Consider the following 17,043-nt stretch of genomic DNA (forward strand, 5'->3'; position numbering starts at 1 on the left):
GAACCCCTCCCATGACTTTTCTTGACGCCATAGCCTTGCGTCCCGGGCGTCGTCTTCCCGTGGTATTGCAGACCGAAGCGACTGAATGCGGCCTGGCTTGCCTGGCGATGATTGCTGGATACCACGGGCATCGGGTCGATATGCTGGATTTGCGCCGCCGTTGCAGCGTCTCCCTCAAAGGTATTGCCCTCAAACAACTGATCAATAGTGCTCAGCAACTGCAACTGGGTGCTCGTGCCGTCACGTTGGATGTGGACGGCCTCGGCCAGCTCAAACTACCTTGTATCCTGCACTGGAACTTCAACCACTTTGTCGTACTCAAGTCCGTCGATCGGCAAGGCGTGGTTGTACATGATCCTGCGCGTGGGTTGCGCCGGATCAATGATGAAGGTTTATCTCAAAGCTTCACCGGCGTCGCACTGGAACTGTGGCCGGACAGTGGTTTCGAGCTGCAAGAAGACAAACCAAGAATCAAACTCCTGAACATGATGGGGCGCATTAGCGGGTTGTACCGCTCGTTGGTGCAAGTACTGCTGCTGGCACTGACGCTCGAGGTCTTTTCCCTGATCACCCCGTTCTTGCTTCAGTGGACGATCGACAACGTCATTATCAGCGCCGACCACGATCTGCTCAGTACATTGGTACTGGGCTTTACCTTGTTATTGTTGATGCAACAAGCGGTCAGCGGCGTGCGTGCCTGGGTCATGATGCATTTGAGTACGCTGCTTTCCGTGCAGTGGCGTGCGAATGTCTTCAGCCACTTGTTACGGTTGCCCAGCCAATACTTTGAGAAGCGCTACCTGGGAGATGTGGTGTCGCGTTTCGGCGCCGTAGACACTATTCAGCAAACGCTGACGGCGGCGTTCCTATCGGCGATTCTCGACGGTCTTATGTCCGTCGCGACCCTTGCAATGATGCTGCTCTACAGTCCAGCCCTGGCCGCTATCGCGATCGCCACTATGCTGCTGTATGCCGTTGGACGCTGCCTTTGGTATCGACCGCTGCGCAATGCGACCGAAGAGCAAATCATCCATGCCGCACGCCAGCAAAGCCATTTTCTGGAAACAGTGCGTGGCATTCGCCCCTTGAAACTGTTTCAGCGCCAGGAAGAGCGTCGTTCAGCCTGGCTTGGCTTGTTGGTGGAGCAGATCAACGCTGGATTGCGCACGCAAAAGCTGCGGTTGCTCTATCAACAATTAAATGGGTTGCTGTTTGGCATTGAGAGCCTGTTGGTGATCTGGTTTGGCGCAAGCATGGTGATAGATGGCCAGTTCAGCGTCGGGCTGTTGATCGCGTTTATCGCCTATAAAACGCAGTTTGATACCCGAGTAGGTAACTTGATAGACAAGTTTTTCGAGCTGCGTATGTTGCAACTGCAGGGCGAACGGCTGGCAGATATTGTTCTGCACCCACCGGAAACAACCGTTTCCAGTGTCGACCTGCAGACACTCATGGATTGTGATGCGAGCATTGAAATCCAGGGACTGCACTACCGCTATGCCGAGCAGGAGCCCTGGGTGCTGGACAACCTCGACCTGCACATTGCTGCGGGTGAGTCGGTGGCTATCGTTGGGCCGTCCGGTTGTGGCAAAAGCACGCTGATGAACGTCATGCTCGGTATCCTGCCGGCCACTCGGGGGCAGATTCGTATCGCCGGTATCGAAATGGCGCAACTGGGCCTGGATGGTTTGCGGCAACTGGTAGGTACTGTGACTCAGGACGATGTGCTGTTTGCGGGATCTTTGCGCGATAACATCAGTTTCTTCGACCTCAACGTGGATCAGTCCTGGTTGATCGAATGTGCCCGGATCGCGTCGATTCACAGTGATATCCAAGCCATGCCGATGGGTTACAACACTTTGGTGGGAGACATGGGCACGGTGCTTTCCGGGGGGCAAAAGCAGCGCGTGCTGCTGGCCAGGGCACTGTATAAGAAACCACGAATACTCTTCCTGGACGAGGCCACTAGTCACTTGGATGTCGCATGTGAACAGCGCGTGAATCAGGCCATTCAAGGGTTGCGAATTACGCGCATCATGGTTGCCCACCGCCCTGAAACCATTGCCTCTGCGGACCGTGTCATCCGGATTCTGGCCGGTAGGGTGGTGCATGACGATGCTGATGGACCAACGAATAGCGCACATACCGCGAACACTTCGCCAGAGATGAAACAGAGCCAGGTATGAAGCGATTATCCTCGGTTTTGATGATGGTTTTGCTGTGTTGTTCACGTTCTGCATGGGCCTTTGAGCCAGACGTTTTTGACACTGCACGCAACGTTTCCCTGCAAGCGGTGTATGACGATGCACGTGGCGAGCTGCCGTGTAGTTTTGGCCGGCTGCCTGAACGTTTGCCGTTAGCGCTAGTGGTCGAACGGATTCTGTGCCACGACCCACAGACGCGTCTCAGTTGGGCCAACGCCAAGGCTCAGGCTGCCCAGGTTGGGCTCAGCCAGGCGGCGTATCTGCCGCGCCTGGATGGGCGCGTTAGCAGTAGTCGCGGCAATGGTCGGGTTGACTACGATGAGCCGGCCTTGCGTTCTGGTGAAGGGCACCGGCGGCACGACAGCGCCAGTCTTGAGCTCAGTTGGGTGTTGGTGGACTTCGGTCGACGCGGGGCCGCCTTGCGCAATGCCCGCCAGTTGCTGGTGGCTGCCAACGCTACCCAGGACGCCATGTTGCAGCGTACTTTTGTTGAGGCAGCGCAGGCTTATTACGATGCCTTGTCAGCTCAGCGCAGCTTGGCCGCCTCGGTGCAGATCACCGAACTGGCGGCTCGCAATCTGGAAGCAGCGGATGCCAAATACAAAGCCGGTGCGGCCGCACTTTCTGATCGCTTACAGGCGCAAACAGCGTTTTCCCAGGCTAATTTGCGCCAGATCCGCGACCGTGGAGCATTGCATAACGCTTTGGGCGTGATTGCCTTGCGCATGGGGCTATCACCCCAAACGACTCTGCAGTTGGCGGGTGACCTCACTCCACTGCCGAACACTCAGTTCCTGCAGGCGGCCGATGAGTTGTTGACCCAGGCGCGTCAGGATCACCCGGCAGTACTCGCCGCACACGCTAGGCTCAGAGCCGCTCAGGCGGCCGTTGATGAGCGACGCGCTGCCAACCTTCCGAGCCTGGCACTGACCGCCGACCTGACGTACGCCCGTAGCCAGCAATCGAAGATATTCAATGGCGATGAGCGTGAGCGGGACCGCAGTATTGGTTTGCAGTTGAGCATCCCGATCTTTGACGGTTTTGGCCGGACCTACCAGATCCGCCAAGCACAAGCCCGTGTAGACGCGGGCCGAGCAGAACTGGCTGAGGTCGAGCAAGAGGTCGCGCTAGACCTGTGGGCCAGCTACCAGACGTTGAATGTTGAGACCCAAAGTCTGCAGCGCACCAGCGAGTTGGTCGATCAATCGCGCCAGTCGCTGGAGGTTGTCCAGGGCCGTTATCACTCCGGGGTGGGCAGCATGATCGAGTTGCTCAATGCCTTGACCGCGTATTCCGGTGCTGAGCAAGAGCATATTCAAACCCTCAGCCGCTGGCAGACATCACGCCTCAGGCTGGCGGCCAGCCTTGGTCGACTGGGATTCTGGGCGTTGTAATGCTCGCTGCCTGGGTCACTTCGGTGTTGGCGCCCACAACGAGTCGCACGCATCAAAGAGGGGATTGCCATCAAGAGGTAAGCGTCTGTGCAATACACCTTGCGGAATGAAACTGACCTTCACTGGGTTGAAATCGCAATCGCAACGTCGGGGTTGCTGGAAGCAATGTTATCGCCAGCGCAGGATTGACCCAGTTACCGAAATTTTACTGACCCAGGCTCCTACCTTGTGAGCCATTATCAGTGCTGGATTTTTGCCGATTGGGGTTAGGTCAGTGTGGCATCGGCCATTGGGTCGATTCGACATCAACGCCAAAAATTTGGGGCTTGGTCATCCCCATATTTTTCTACATATCCATGAATGGGCTCATCGTCGCCAATTCCGTGGCGGGCACGTTGGCCTTCTTTCCCCACAGAGCGGGTTCTGCTTCGTCACTCGTCGGGGCCATACACTATGGCAGCGGCATTTTCAGCTCAGCATTGTGGTCGAAGGGAACCCGCGGAGAGAGGTTATGACCCAGTCGCCATGTCCGTCGATGCTGAAACCGAGCACAAATTGAACAATTGTTCTTATGGGGGTAAATCTCAACTGTTCTTCTGGCCGATTGGTTTCCTGTCACAACTCATCAGTTCGGATTGCCGTGCTCAGGGGGATCCAAAGAGGTTGTATAAAATCCGGGCTTAATTAGGATAATAGTAGGGATAAGTATTTTTGAGGTCAGCACAATGTCTTTATAAAACAGGTGCTTATTTGTCTATTCGAGTCCAGGTCGTGGAGCCAGATAGAGAAAAGCCTGTAGAGATACAGGCTTTTTTTTGCCTGGGATTTGACTCAGCAATCCAAACGCTTAGCGCGATTCCCATGACGCCATCTCTAATCCTTCGATTCAGAGGTAAGGCCAATGAAAGTCGCTGCAGTCGTTTCAACCAAACGCGGGCCGGGTAAAACCACGGTTGGCGTTAATCCAGGCGCGTTCTGCGCCGACGCGGGTCTTCGTACTCGTCGATCTCGATACCCAGCCGTCACTGTCCTCGTTCTATACGCTAACGCATGAGGCGCCGGGAGGGACCTACCAACCTTTTTGGTTTCAAAGCGTACAAGGATTAACCAGATTTACGATAGCGGTCATCGTCATGCTTGCTCTCCCATGCCCCGTGGCCTTTACATAATCCTTTTCAGTGCCCACTAAGGTTCGCTTTCCTGGTTGGAGCATGGTGTCCACGATGAGTTTTTTCTTCGCTATATCCGGTTTAAAACTCGGCTCTACTGGCCAAATCTGCACGGCGTAGTGTTGCGCGAACAAAAACAGATTTGGAGTGGTGTCTACCGGCGTTTGTAGGTGCGCGCACATGACATCGCTGGCTTGTACTTCAACAATTTTTTTGTAGTGGGGCTTGTCGTAACTGGCCAATATCAATTTTGTCCGAGTCTGAACCCCCAGCGCTTCCTGAGGATGGCAAGGCGTCAGTTCACCATAGGCGTAGGCGCACCAATTCACCTGGGTCATTGTGACAATTTCTTCAGGTTTTAATGACAAGTCTTTCTGGATGCTCAACTGGTCTTGCGGCTTTTCGTAAGGGATTGCTGCACAACCAGTGAGCAATGTGAGCGTGAGCAGAGTGATGAAATTGAAATACATTGCTTTCCTATCCTTGGTGGAGCTCGATTCGCAGCGATTCTACCGTCAAAAGCCTGCGCGGATTCAACGCAGGGTCAGATGAATTCAACGCTATTGAGCCCCAAGCAAGCCAGGAAGATCCTGTGGCTCGTCGGCATCCGTCGATTTACCCCCTGTGGCGGTGTAGCAGTCGTCTGCGCTGCGCCTGCCATCAGGGTAGACGATAAAGCCCCCGCGCCCATTGTGACATTCGTGCAGGTATACCGACGCCAGCTCGCGTTGCTTATCAACATGGGCATTCAAGCGCGCGATATAGATACCCACCGCAACCGACACACAAACAATCAGCACTACACAGGCGACTAACTGGTTGGTATAGCTGGCACCGACGTCATCAGCATGCACGGGTGACATACCACGACCCTGAGTGCTCGACGTTGTGGCCAATCGGAAACCAGCTGCTGCCTCCCATACGCACCCGCTGAGCTTGCGGTGGCAGGCAACCGACCAGCAGTGTGAGGAAAATCAAGGCTAGCAGGACGCCTTTGATCATCGAAGACAGGTTCATGGCGATGACGAGCTCTGGACGAGAGGAACCTCAGCTTAATCAGCGCTGGGTTAACGTCAGGTAAACACCCGCAGGGAACCGCTCGACTTCCGTTATCCTTCAAACCTCTGCGCACTCCCTGTCCGAGGTTTTTTCCGTGCATATCCACTTGCTGCTGGTCGAGGACAACCTGGATCTGGCCACCACCGTCATCGAGTACCTGGAGATCAGCGGCATCGTCTGCGACCACGTCACTAATGGCCAGACCGGGCTCAACCTGGCACTCAACCAGCATTACGACGTGATTCTCCTGGATATCATGCTGCCGCGACTGGACGGCCAGCAATTATGCGAGCGGTTGCGTCAGCAAGGCATTCAGACCCCCATCCTGATGCTGACCTCGCTGGACGCCTTGTCGGACAAGCTCGCCAGTTTTGCTGCGGGCGCCGACGACTACCTGGTCAAGCCGTTCGAACTGGCTGAACTGCTGGCCAGGATCCGCGCACTGAGCCTGCGCCGCAGCGGTCAGACCAGTCGCCTGCAAGTAGATGATCTGGTGATGGAACTGACTACTCGCAAAGTCAGCCGCGCGGGCCAGGAGCTGCATTTGTCACCCATTTGCTGGACCTTGTTGGAAAGCCTGATGCGCGCAAGTCCCCAACCCGTTTCCCGAGAACGCCTGGAAGCGAAGATCTGGGGCGATGAGCCACCCGACAGCAATACGCTCAAAGTACATATGCATCGGCTGCGCAAGGCGGTAGACAAACCCTTCGGCCGGCCGTTGATCCATACCCTGCCGGGTGTCGGCATTCAGGTGAAAGCCCATGCGTAACGGCCTGAGCTTGAAATGGGTGATCAGCGGGAGTTTCCTGTGTCTGATTGCGGTGGTGCTGGTGATCTACAGCAGGCTGCTGCCTGAATTTACCGTGCGCGGCTTGTTCTATACCGCCAGCGCGATGATGGAAGAGGAAGCCCAGTATTTTGTCAGGCACTACAAGCAGGACCCGACCACACCGACTCCGCACAATTATTTCTATACCAGCGTCATCGGCAAGGAGGCGTTGCCGCAGGACGTCCGCGAGTTGCTCAATACCCCGCCGAGCCTGTCCTTCGGTGCGGTGAATATCTTCGGCGATCTCTATTCCGATGACGACGACGAGCCTTTCCAGATCATCCTCGAGCAGCCCCTGGGTGACGGCAAAACCCTCTACATGTACGACATCGACCACGATAAGGAAGCCGGGGGGGAGGTCGAGACGCCGTTGTCTGACGCCTATTTCGATCAGGTCATAGAAAGTGTCAAGTTCATCAGCCTGGCTGTCTTCGTGCCGGCGCTGATGATCATTGCCTTGCTGGTCTGGTGGCTGGTTCGGCCGTTGGGGCGCTTGGTGCAATGGTCCGGCACACTCAAAGACCCTGATGCACTGGCTGGCACACGGCCTGGTTTCAACTTCAAGGAGTTCAATATGCTGGCCGATGCCCTGGCCAAAAGTGTCGAGCAGGTGCAGGCCGCCAGCCAGCGTGAAGGCCGCCTGTTGCGCTACACCAGCCATGAACTGCGAACGCCATTGGCGGTACTCAAGGCCAATATAGAACTGCTGGCCCTGCAATCCGGCGGTGTCCTGCCTCCCTCCTTGCAGCGTATAGAACGCTCTGTGTTGAATATGCAGCTTATCGCCGAGACCTTACTGTGGATGAGTCGCGAGCACGCCGAATCGCTGCCGGAGGAAGACGTTAACTTGAGCGAAGTGGTCGGCGAACTGATTGAGAAGCACCGCTACCTGATCGGGAACCGGGATATCGAGCTGAGCATCGACATCCACGACGAACCTTGCCGACTGCCCCCTACCGCGTGCCGCATCGTGATCGGCAACTTCCTGCGCAATGCACTGCAATACGCGGAAGAGGGCGCAGTAGATATCAGCTTCAAATACCCTCGGCTGGTGATTGCCAATCACATCAGGGAGGTCAAGCCGCGCCAGGAATCCGACGACTATGGCTATGGCCTTGGGTTGCAGTTGATGCGGCAATTGTGCGCAAAACTGAACTGGCAGATTGACGTGATCCGCGAGCAACAACGCTTCACGGTCATCCTCGATTTCACCAGCGTGATGCCGAGCGCTGCACATAGATAGTGCGACCGTGTTCTTCCTTACGACTGTGATGTTTTCAACAGCGCTGGCGTGCCGTGACGAATAGGCGCTGCCGTAGAGGCCGCGATGTCCCAGGTCAGCAGCAGATGGTTGATCGCCGCATCGATCTGCTCATGGGGCGTGTTATCCCGCGCCTGGATCGACACGCCCTGCAAGAAGCAATCGAACACGGTCGCCATCGCCTCAACATTCAGCGTGTCCGGCAACTGGCCGGCCTGGATCGCCCGCTGCACACACGCGACAATCCCCGCCCGGGTTCGCGCCCGGGATTGGGTCAGTGCATCCACCACCCGCGCATGCTCCGGGCTCGGCGCGCTCATCACCCCAAGGGTCACCATGCAGCCCTTGGGGTGGGCGTCGTCGCATTGCATGCGCGCTGACTGGCGCAATGCGGTTTCGACGGCCCGGCGTGGCGGCAGGCTTTCATCCCACAGGCATTCGGTGACCTGGGCGTAGGTTGCCAGGTAGCGCTGCACGCACTCATCGAACAATGCTTCCTTGGAGCCGAACGCGGCGTAGAAACTCGGTGCGGAAATGCCGCCACCCAGGCCCGTCTTGAGTTGGGCAAGGGAGGTGGCGTCGTAGCCGTGCTGCCAGAACAGGTGCATGGCCTGTTCAACGGCCTGTTCTCGGTCGAAGCTGCGGGGGCGGCCCATTTGCGCCATGACGGCAATCCTCTTGGGGAGATGAGATAAATACTAGTCGATACATAAGTCGTTGACAATGCGGCGCCAGGTCGCGCAACATTTGTATCGATCAGTATTTAAGTGCGCCAAGGAGTTTCCCATGACACCCTCAATCAGCCTTTCGGCGTCGTCCGAGCGCTTGCCCATCGGCGCGTTGCTCGCACTGGCCATGACCGGTTTCATCTGCATCGTCACCGAAACCCTGCCCGCCGGGCTGTTGCCGTTGATCAGCGCAGGCCTGCGCATTTCGCCGTCCATGGCCGGGCAGATGGTGACCGCCTATGCGTTGGGCTCGGTGCTGGCGGTGATCCCCATGACCATCGCTACTCGTGGCTGGCGCCGGCGCAATGTGCTGCTGCTGACCATCGTTGGTTTTTTGTTGTTTAACTCCATCACCGCGTGGTCGTCTCACTATGGCGTGACCCTGGTGGCGCGCTTCTTTGCCGGCGTTTCGGCAGGGTTGGCCTGGAGCCTGCTGGCCGGTTATGCGCGGCGCATGGTAGCGCCACAGCAACAAGGCAAGGCCCTGGCCTTGGCGATGGTCGGCACGCCGATTGCGCTGTCACTGGGTGTGCCGCTGGGCACCTGGCTCGGTGGCCTGGTGGGTTGGCGTACCACATTCGGCCTGATGTCGGTGCTGACGCTAGGGCTGATCGTGTGGGTGCTGGTGAAGGTCCCTGACTATCCGCCACAGCCTGCGCATCAGCGCGTGTCCCTTGGCAAGGTGCTGACTACGCCCGGCGTACGCCCGGTGCTGGCGGTCGTCATCAGTTGGATGCTGGCCCACAACATTCTGTACACCTACATCGCGCCATTCGTGGCGCGGGCTGGCTTGGCGAGCAGGGTCGACCTGGTGCTGCTGGTGTTCGGTGTTGCCGCATTGGCGGGTATATGGCTGACGGCGCGTTTGGTCGAGCCGATGCTGCGCAAAACCGTGCTGGCGAGCCTGGGAATATTCGCGGCGATCTGTGTGGCGTTCGGCCTGCTGGGCAGCCAGCCGGCAGTGGTCTACCTCGGCGTGGCGATATGGGGCCTGAGCTTTGGCGGCGCCGCCACCTTGCTGCAAACCGCCCTGGCCGATGCCGCCGGTGACGGCGCGGATGTAGCGCTGTCACTGAACGTAGTAGCGTGGAACAGTGCGATTGCCGGCAGTGGCGTGATCGGCGGGGTGCTGCTGGAACGCTGGGGCGTGGCCGCGTTTCCCTGGGCGATGCTGGTATTGATCATCCTCGCACTGCTGATCGCCTGGACGGCGCATGCCCATGGTTTCAAGCCGGGACGGCGGTCTGCCAATGGGCCTGCGGCGGCGGGGCACTGAATGGCCGAGTGCCTAAGCGAGTTTCACATTCATGGTGATGTGGGCGGTGAACACCTTGATGTCGCTCGCATCGAAGATCTCTACCGGCACGATCTTGTCCCCCGCGGTTTGCCAATCGATAGCGCTGCCGTCGGCGACGGCGCGGATATCGGTTTTTGCCTTGGCCAGGTATTCCACGTTCATGCCTTTGGGAATCCAGCGTGCACCTGGGGGAATCGAAGCGTCGGTCATCATGCCGCCAGCCAGTTCAGCGGCGTTGCACAGCGCGATGGCGTGCACCGAAGCCAGGTGGTTGGTGATTTCCTTGCGAAACGGCACGGTGACCACCGCGTGGTTGGGCTTCAGCTCGGCGATTTGCGGCGTGATCGTGCTGAAGTAAGGGGCCATTTGGCAGGCCAGGTTGCTGAATGCGGCGGGGCCGACGCTATTGAACATGCTCAGGGCTTGGCTCATAAAAGTATCCTCAGAAGTGGTATACAGAATAATATTCTGTAACAGAACAATATTCCGTTGTTTCCCGGTCTGTCAACCAGGCTTTCTCTGGCGGTCGCTCAACCTATAAACTGTTTTTATTTGGCGTCCCCCCATGCACTCTATCGATCTTATCGAGCGCACCTTTCCCGGTCGGCGCAGCGACCTCAAGCGCACCATCCTGCGTGAAGCGCTGGCGTGCTTTAACGAGGCGGGTATCGAAGCGACCAATATCGAAACCATCCGTGCGCGCTGTGATACCAGCGTCGGCGCTATCTATCACCACTTCGGCAATAAAGAGGGCTTGGTGGCGGCGCTGTTCTTCGCTGCGCTGCAAGACCAGGCCAGTTTGCGTGATCGCTACCTGCAAACGGCGGACACCGCCCACGCCGGCGTGGTCGGCCTGGTGTACAGCTACGTTGAATGGGTCAGCGCACAGCCGGAGTGGGCGCGGTTTGTGTTCCAAAGCCGTTTTGCCGTGTCCAACGGCCCGTTCAAGGACGAGCTGATTGCACGCAACCAGCAGCGCAACCAGCAGTTGAAGGCCTGGATGAGTGGGGAAGGGCGCAAGGAATATTTCAGTCATTTGCCTGCAGAACTTATCCCTTCGTTGATCATCGGCGCGGCGGAAAGCTACTCCCGTGCGTGGCTGTCGGCGAAGGTCAAAAAGAGCCCCTTTGAGTACCGTGAGCTGCTGGCCGAAGCAGCGTGGAATTCCTTGAGCCTCAAATAGGACCCGCAACTTAAGGGTCTATACTGGCCTTCTTCAAATACATCGAGATCCCCATGAGCACCTCTGTTTCCCTCCCTCCGGCGCGCACGCCCATCGCGCCACTAATAGCCTTTGTCATCCTGGTGGCGGGCGCCCTGTTCCTGCAAAACACAGTTGGCGCGCGCCAGGTGCTGTTGCTGGTGGTCGGCGCGGCCCTGGGCCTGACCCTCTACCATGCCGCCTTCGGTTTCACCTCGGCCTGGCGCGTGTTTATCAATGATCGGCGTGGCGCCGGCTTGCGTGCGCAGATGGTGATGCTGGCGGTAGCGGTGCTGCTGTTTTTCCCGGCGCTGGGCGCAGGCAGCCTGTTCGGCCAGCCCGTGGTGGGGCTGGTGGCGCCTGCCGGGGTGTCGGTGGTGTTCGGGGCGTTTATCTTCGGGATCGGCATGCAACTGGGGGGCGGTTGTGCATCGGGCACCTTGTTCACCGTGGGCGGCGGTAATGCGCGCATGCTGGTGACGCTGTTGTTCTTTATCTGTGGCTCGTTGATCGCCACCCACCATGTCGACTGGTGGTTTGCACTGCCGTCGTTCCCGGCGGTTTCCATCGTCAAGAGCTTCGGTGTGCTGCCGGCATTGGTCCTGAGCCTGGCGCTGTTCGCACTGATTGCGCTTGTCAGTGTGCGCTTGGAAAAGCGCCGTCACGGCGAGCTTGAGCAAGGCGTGCAAAGCGAGCATCAAGGCCTGCGCCGATTCCTGCGTGGGCCGTGGCCGCTGGTATGGGGCGCCGTTGGCCTGGCGTTGCTCAACTACGCCACCCTGGCCCTGGCCGGGCGGCCGTGGGGCATCACCTCGGCGTTCGCGCTATGGGGCGCCAAGGTGGCGAGTGGGTTGGGCGTGGATGTGGCGAGCTGGGCGTTCTGGCAGATGCCGGCCAATGCCAAGGCGCTGGCCGCGCCGGTATGGGAAGACATTACCAGCGTCATGGATATCGGCATTGTCCTCGGCGCGCTGCTGGCTGCTGGCCTGGCCGGGCGTTTCGCGCCCAGCCTGAATATTCCGGCGCGCTCGTTGATTGCGGCGGTGATCGGCGGCCTGATGCTCGGTTATGGTTCGCGCCTGGCCTACGGCTGCAACATCGGCGCCTATTTCAGCGGCATCGCTTCGGGCAGCCTGCACGGTTGGGTGTGGCTGGTGGCAGCGTTTATCGGCAACAGCGTCGGCGTGCGTCTGCGGCCGTTTTTCTTCGCGGGCGAACGGCCCCAGGTGGCCTTGAGTGGGTGCTGAGCGGCCCGCTCACATTCGCTTGGCGCGCATGGAGGATGCCGGACTATTGCCCGCCATCGAGCGCTCTGCCGCCCAAGCGTTCCGGGCAATCGAGGGGCTGGGCTGGCTGGCGGATGCCGCGCCGATCAGCGTCGAGCGCCATCGGCAGTGGATCGCCTTGATGACCTGTTGGGTAGTGGTTGATGAACGCGGCCAGCCCCAGGGTTTCCTCAGCGCAGAGTCTGTCGGTGACGACCTGCATATCCATGAAGTGTCGGTGGCCCAGCCGCTGCAAGGCCAAGGCTGGGGCCGCAAGTTGGTGGAAACGGCGATGGGCCATGCACGTGCTCGGCACCTGCGTGCGGTGACGCTGACCACTTTCCTGCAGGTGCCGTGGAATGCCCCGTTCTATCGGCGCCTGGGGTTTGTAGCGCATACCGATCAGCGTTTGGAAAATCTCCTGGCGGATGAGTATGCCCATGGCTTCGAACCTGGCAGCCGATGCGCCATGTCCTGGTCGGTAGGAAGTCCGAATCCGTCCTGAAGTAGTCCGTCGCGCGTCTGTCGTGCGAAGTGTGTTGCCCATACCATGGCTGCATCGTTCAGCCACTGATACAAGCCACAAGGACAATCCATGAGCCGTAAAGCCCTGATCGTGATCGACGCCCAGCATTCGTTCCGGCATTCAACCTACTGGTCCGAAAATGACCTGCCCGATTACCTGGAAAAACAACAGGCCCTCATCGATGGTTGTGTTCAGCAAGGCATCCCGGTGGTACAAGTCTTCCATGTTGAAGACCAGGGGCATTTCTCCATGCAATCGGGCAACGTCAGGGCATTGAGCGAGTTGTCGATCGATCCGCAGTTGGTAATCCACAAGCGCTACCACAGTGCCTTTGCCGGTACGCCACTGGCTGCTCGCCTGACGGAGATGGGCGTCACCACGCTGATCATCAGCGGCATTCGCACCGAGCAATGCTGCGAGACCACCACACGGCAGGCTTCGGACAGCGGCTTTGCGGTGGATTTTGTCAGCGAGGCGACGCTGACCTTCCCGATGACTCATGTGTACAGCGGCCGGGTCTACACGCCGGCTGAGATTCGCCAGCGCACGGAGCTGGTCCTGGATGACCGATTTGCGCGCATTGTGACGGTCGCCCAGGCCCTGGCGGGATGAGTCAATGAGCGTGCCGGTGCTGTTCGTGTTGCTGCCCAATGTGCTGATGCTCGACCTGGCGGGGCCTGCCGAAGTGCTGCGCCTGGCCGCGCAAGTCGACGACCCGACGGCTGTGGATTTCGACTTGCAATACGTCAGCCCGGTGGCGTCACTGCACACGTCCATCGGCTTGCCGCTGACAGGGTTGGCGCCACTGCCACCGGCCCTGGCCCCCGGAACCCTGGTCGTGTTGGTGGGTTCCACGATGAAGGTCGACAAGGTGCACCAACAGGCTTTCGAGTCGGCCAGCAACCACCTGACCCACTGGCTGCAAAGCGTCTTCGCGCCCTCCGCGGAACGCCTTGTGTGCGTATGCGCCGGTGCATTGAGTGCCGCCAGGGCCGGATTGCTCGATGGGCGCCAATGCACCACGCACCACTCGTTGTGCGCCACCTTGCAAGCCATGGCGCCCAAGGCCCGGGTCCTGGAAAACCGCCTGTACGTGACCGATGGCCCGGTCAGTTGCAGCGCCGGTGTCACGGCCGGTATCGACCTGATGCTGCACCTCGTCGCCGAACTGGCCGGGCCACGGCTGGCGTGTGCGGTAGCGCGGGACATGGTGGTGTACCTGCGCCGCAGTGGCAGCGACCCGCAGCTGTCGCCCTGGATAGCCGGGCGTAATCACCTGCATCCCGCGGTGCATCGGGTGCAGGACGCTATCGCAGCGGCCCCCTGTGAAGCCTGGACGGTGACACGCATGGCTGCCCTGGCCTGCACCGGCAGCCGCCACCTCGGGCGCTTGTTCCAGGAGCACGTAGGAATCAGCCCGCTGGATTACCTGAACCGCCTGCGTCTGGCCGTGGCTCGTGAACTGCTGAGCGAGTCTGACCTGGCCATTGAAACTGTTGCCGAGCGCGCAGGCTTTGGTTCGGCGCGGCATCTGCGGCGTATCTGGGGCAAATATGAAGCGGCCACCCCTTCAGCGGCGCGCCTTATTCAGCAGGCGTCTCGGGGGGCGTGACAGGGCTTTCACCGGCTTCGGTCTCCAGCTTCAAACGGTCGGCCTTGCTGATGTATTTATCTTTGCTTTTTGGCGCCAGCTTGGCACTGGCCTTCTTGGCTTTGGCCTTGAAGAGCTGCTGGAGTTTTTTCTGGCGGTTCATGTCTTGCTGCCTGGGGAGGAAAGGAGTGGATGATACCAGCTTGAAAAAACATGGCCGGGCCTGGGTCGCTTTTTCGCGGCAATCTGTGCATTGAACGGGGCTGGGTTTTACCAATAATCAGGTCGGGTATCCAGCGCAAACGGAAGCCCCCCAATGAGTATCCATACCCGCACTAAACGCACCACCGTTCCCCAATTGGTTGCCATGAAGGGCCAGCAGAAGATCGTCTCCCTCAGCGCGTATTCCAGCGCTATCGCCAAGCTGATCGACCCGATTGTCGACTTCATCCTGATCGGTGACTCCACCGCCATGGTCGGCTATGGCCGCGCCTCGACCTTGAGCATGCAGCTCGAAGAAATCATCGGCCACACTCGGGCGGTGGTCGACAGTACCCGCTTGGCCTGTGTGATCGCCGATATGCCGTTTGGCAGTTACCAGGAATCCCATGAGCAGGCGTTTCGCAATTGTGCCCAGGTGCTGGCGCGTACCGGTTGCGATGCGGTCAAGTTGGAGGCCAATCAGGCCCTGGCCGGTACCGTGGAGTTTCTGGTTGCACGGGGTGTACCGGTGATGGCCCACGTGGGGCTGATGCCGCAGTTCGTCAATGTGATGGGCGGGTTCAAGGCCCAGGGGCTTACGCCTGAAACAGCTGCAATGATTGCGGCAGATGCCCGCGCCAATCTGGAGGCCGGTGCTTTCAGCCTGCTGCTGGAGGGCGTGGCCGAGGGCGTGGCGCGCCAGATCACCCTGGACTCGAGCAAACCCACGATCGGTATCGGTGCATCGCCGGCATGCGACGGTCAGGTGCTGGTCACCGAGGACGTGCTGGGCCTGGGCGGCGGTTCGATGCCGCGCTTCGTCAAGCAATACGCTGACGTGGGGGCGGTGATTCGTGACGCGTGCGAACGTTTTGCCGACGATGTGCGCCAGGGTCGTTTTCCCGAAGACCGGCACTGCTACGGGCTTTGACGCAACGCCTGGGCCAGTAGCTGGACGGCCTGGGTAATGTCCTTGCTCCAGTCGAGTGTGTAGCTCAGGCGCAGGTGATGAGACCAGGCGCCTTGCTGGCTGAACAGTTCGCCGGGGGCGATGACGATACGCTGGCTTAGCAAGTGCGCGAACACCTGGCGCATCTGCACGGGGCGCGTGGCCTCCAGCCAAAAGCTTGCACCACCGTGGGGGGCGACCACGCGCCATAGGTCATCGCCATAGGCGTGCAGCAAGGCCTTGAGCTGGGTCATGCGCTCCAGCAGCAGTGCCCGCAACGCCTTCAGGTGAGCGTCGAAACGTTGGGTCGTGAACAGCCTGGCAATGGCCTTCTGGCGGATCGGCGAAAGGCGGAAACCGCGCTCCAGAAACAGCCGCTGCAACGGCGCCCCGGCACTGCGACACAGCACATAGCCGTAGGGCGCCTCCGAGCCGATGACTTTGTCGAAGGTCGAAAACACCAACAGTTTCTGCGGGGCGGCATAGTCGCGATAGCGCGCCGGTTGCGGGCCAAAGTACAGCTCGCCGTAGGTATCGTTTTCGAACAGCCAGATATCGCGCTCGGCTAACCACTGGCAGATCTGCTGTTTGTCCTGTGGCGGCACCACGCCTCCCTGGGGCATATTCACCGTCGATGACAGCACCGCCAGCCGGATCGGCTCACGCTTGAGCAGCGCACCCAAAGCGTCCAGGTCGAAACGTCCATCCGCGCCGAGCGGCATCTCGATCACGCGGATCTTCGCCGCCTGCAATTGCCGCAGTATCGCCCACGAACAGGGTGACTCCACCAGCGCGAGCGTGCCGGCCAGCTCCAGGGCATTGAGCGAAACCTCCAACACACTGTGCAGGTCCGAGCCGATATAGACCTGGTCGGCCTGCCAGTAGTGCGCCGTGGAGCGGCTGTAACGTTCGGCCAGGGCGGCGCGCAACTCGGGTTCCCCCATTGGCAGATACAGCGGCGCCAGCGAGCGCGGGTACTGCCGGGTCAGTTCACGTTCCAGCATCAACAAAGGCTGCTCCAGCGACAGCAGCATCGCCGGCGCGTCGCTGCTCAGGGCCAGCATGCCGGGTTGGCGTGCGTTGGCGAAGACCTGGTCGAGCAAAGAGGATGAATTTTGGGAGAGTGCGGGAGCCGGGCTCGGCTTGATGAAATACCCGAGCTTGGGCCTGGCCTGGATACGCCCTTCGTCTTCGAGTAATGCATAGGCGTACTTGGTGGTCGACACCGACACGCCCAGGCGCTGCGCCAGTTCGCGCAGGGACGGCAATTTGCGTTCGCCGTCGGCAGGGCAAGCCTCGATCAGCTCGATGAGGTAGCGGTACACCGCCTGATAGGCGAAGGTGGATGATTTGCCGCTATTCATCGCCG

17 protein-coding genes and 1 pseudogene are annotated in these 17,043 nt (G+C 59.4%); 12 read left to right on the forward strand and 6 right to left on the reverse strand.

From position 1 onward, the window contains the following. The first annotated feature begins 11 nt into the window (after positions 1 to 11). The 3 genes and pseudogenes from NMB39_RS09355 to NMB39_RS09365 form a co-directional block, all read left to right on the forward strand. On the forward strand, positions 12 to 2,186 hold the full coding sequence (locus NMB39_RS09355) for a peptidase domain-containing ABC transporter (RefSeq protein ID WP_494339376.1): 2,175 nt from the start codon (positions 12 to 14) through the stop codon (positions 2,184 to 2,186). Further along, positions 2,183 to 3,598, forward strand: coding sequence for a TolC family protein (locus tag NMB39_RS09360; protein WP_494339375.1), 1,416 nt, complete (start codon positions 2,183 to 2,185; stop codon positions 3,596 to 3,598). The genes NMB39_RS09355 and NMB39_RS09360 overlap by 4 nt, the downstream gene beginning before the upstream one ends. 901 nt (positions 3,599 to 4,499) lie before the next feature. Beyond that, positions 4,500 to 4,672: pseudogene (locus tag NMB39_RS09365) on the forward strand (ParA family protein); the annotation flags it as partial. 13 nt (positions 4,673 to 4,685) lie between these two features. On the opposite strand, the gene NMB39_RS09370 reads toward NMB39_RS09365, so the two are convergent. After that, a complete protein-coding gene (locus tag NMB39_RS09370) occupies positions 4,686 to 5,237 on the reverse strand; it encodes a hypothetical protein (protein ID WP_057024562.1) in 552 nt (183 codons plus the stop codon). A gap of 90 nt (positions 5,238 to 5,327) precedes the next feature. Further along, complete coding sequence (locus NMB39_RS09375; RefSeq protein WP_082636708.1) at positions 5,328 to 5,630, reverse strand: hypothetical protein; 303 nt, start codon at positions 5,628 to 5,630, stop codon at positions 5,328 to 5,330. 290 nt (positions 5,631 to 5,920) lie between these two features. On the opposite strand from NMB39_RS09375, the gene NMB39_RS09380 reads away from it, so the two are divergent. Both NMB39_RS09380 and NMB39_RS09385 read left to right on the forward strand, forming a co-directional pair. Beyond that, positions 5,921 to 6,595 carry a response regulator transcription factor gene (locus tag NMB39_RS09380; protein ID WP_057024564.1) on the forward strand — a complete coding sequence of 225 codons (675 nt, stop codon included), beginning with the start codon at positions 5,921 to 5,923 and terminating at the stop codon, positions 6,593 to 6,595. Further along, the gene (locus NMB39_RS09385) at positions 6,588 to 7,898 is read left to right on the forward strand and encodes a sensor histidine kinase (protein ID WP_494339374.1); all 1,311 of its coding nucleotides are present in this window, start codon (positions 6,588 to 6,590) and stop codon (positions 7,896 to 7,898) included. The genes NMB39_RS09380 and NMB39_RS09385 overlap by 8 nt, the downstream gene beginning before the upstream one ends. Positions 7,899 to 7,915: 17 nt before the next feature. Here the strand turns inward: NMB39_RS09385 and NMB39_RS09390 are convergent, their stop codons facing one another. Then, positions 7,916 to 8,581, reverse strand: a complete 666-nt coding sequence (locus NMB39_RS09390) for a TetR/AcrR family transcriptional regulator (protein ID WP_494339373.1) — start codon at positions 8,579 to 8,581, stop codon at positions 7,916 to 7,918. 121 nt (positions 8,582 to 8,702) lie between these two features. Here NMB39_RS09390 and NMB39_RS09395 point away from each other — a divergent pair, with 121 nt between their 5' ends. Then, positions 8,703 to 9,920, forward strand: coding sequence for an MFS transporter (locus NMB39_RS09395; protein ID WP_494339372.1), 1,218 nt, complete (start codon positions 8,703 to 8,705; stop codon positions 9,918 to 9,920). Positions 9,921 to 9,932: 12 nt separating this feature from the next. On the opposite strand, the gene NMB39_RS09400 is transcribed toward NMB39_RS09395, so the two are convergent. Beyond that, positions 9,933 to 10,373: a hotdog fold domain-containing protein gene (locus NMB39_RS09400; protein ID WP_494339371.1), complete on the reverse strand. Its 441-nt coding sequence runs from the start codon at positions 10,371 to 10,373 to the stop codon at positions 9,933 to 9,935. Positions 10,374 to 10,506: 133 nt separating this feature from the next. Between NMB39_RS09400 and NMB39_RS09405 the strand changes: the two genes are divergently transcribed. From NMB39_RS09405 to NMB39_RS09425, 5 genes are all read left to right on the forward strand, one after another. Beyond that, entirely contained in the window at positions 10,507 to 11,124 is a 618-nt protein-coding gene (locus NMB39_RS09405; RefSeq protein WP_367236593.1) for a TetR/AcrR family transcriptional regulator, read from the forward strand. Positions 11,125 to 11,177: 53 nt separating this feature from the next. Next, the gene (locus tag NMB39_RS09410) at positions 11,178 to 12,389 is read left to right on the forward strand and encodes a YeeE/YedE family protein (protein ID WP_274355155.1); all 1,212 of its coding nucleotides are present in this window, start codon (positions 11,178 to 11,180) and stop codon (positions 12,387 to 12,389) included. Then, positions 12,379 to 12,912: a GNAT family N-acetyltransferase gene (locus NMB39_RS09415; RefSeq protein WP_198720851.1), complete on the forward strand. Its 534-nt coding sequence runs from the start codon at positions 12,379 to 12,381 to the stop codon at positions 12,910 to 12,912. The genes NMB39_RS09410 and NMB39_RS09415 overlap by 11 nt, the downstream gene beginning before the upstream one ends. Positions 12,913 to 13,002: 90 nt before the next feature. Further along, on the forward strand, positions 13,003 to 13,545 hold the full coding sequence (locus NMB39_RS09420) for a cysteine hydrolase family protein (RefSeq protein WP_057024571.1): 543 nt from the start codon (positions 13,003 to 13,005) through the stop codon (positions 13,543 to 13,545). A gap of 4 nt (positions 13,546 to 13,549) precedes the next feature. After that, a complete protein-coding gene (locus tag NMB39_RS09425) occupies positions 13,550 to 14,545 on the forward strand; it encodes a GlxA family transcriptional regulator (RefSeq protein ID WP_494339370.1) in 996 nt (331 codons plus the stop codon). On the opposite strand, the gene NMB39_RS09430 is transcribed toward NMB39_RS09425, so the two are convergent. Next, a complete protein-coding gene (locus NMB39_RS09430) occupies positions 14,517 to 14,687 on the reverse strand; it encodes a DUF2986 domain-containing protein (RefSeq protein WP_494339369.1) in 171 nt (56 codons plus the stop codon). The two genes, NMB39_RS09425 and NMB39_RS09430, sit on opposite strands and share 29 nt — an antisense overlap. 153 nt (positions 14,688 to 14,840) lie before the next feature. On the opposite strand from NMB39_RS09430, the gene panB reads away from it, so the two are divergent. Continuing rightward, the gene (gene panB, locus NMB39_RS09435) at positions 14,841 to 15,656 is read left to right on the forward strand and encodes a 3-methyl-2-oxobutanoate hydroxymethyltransferase (protein WP_494339368.1); all 816 of its coding nucleotides are present in this window, start codon (positions 14,841 to 14,843) and stop codon (positions 15,654 to 15,656) included. Here panB and NMB39_RS09440 read toward each other — a convergent pair. Beyond that, complete coding sequence (locus NMB39_RS09440) at positions 15,644 to 17,038, reverse strand: aminotransferase-like domain-containing protein (RefSeq protein WP_494339367.1); 1,395 nt, start codon at positions 17,036 to 17,038, stop codon at positions 15,644 to 15,646. The genes panB and NMB39_RS09440 overlap by 13 nt on opposite strands. Between the last annotated feature and the right edge of the window lie 5 nt (positions 17,039 to 17,043).

This window comes from Pseudomonas sp. FBCC-B545, from assembly GCF_059134095.1.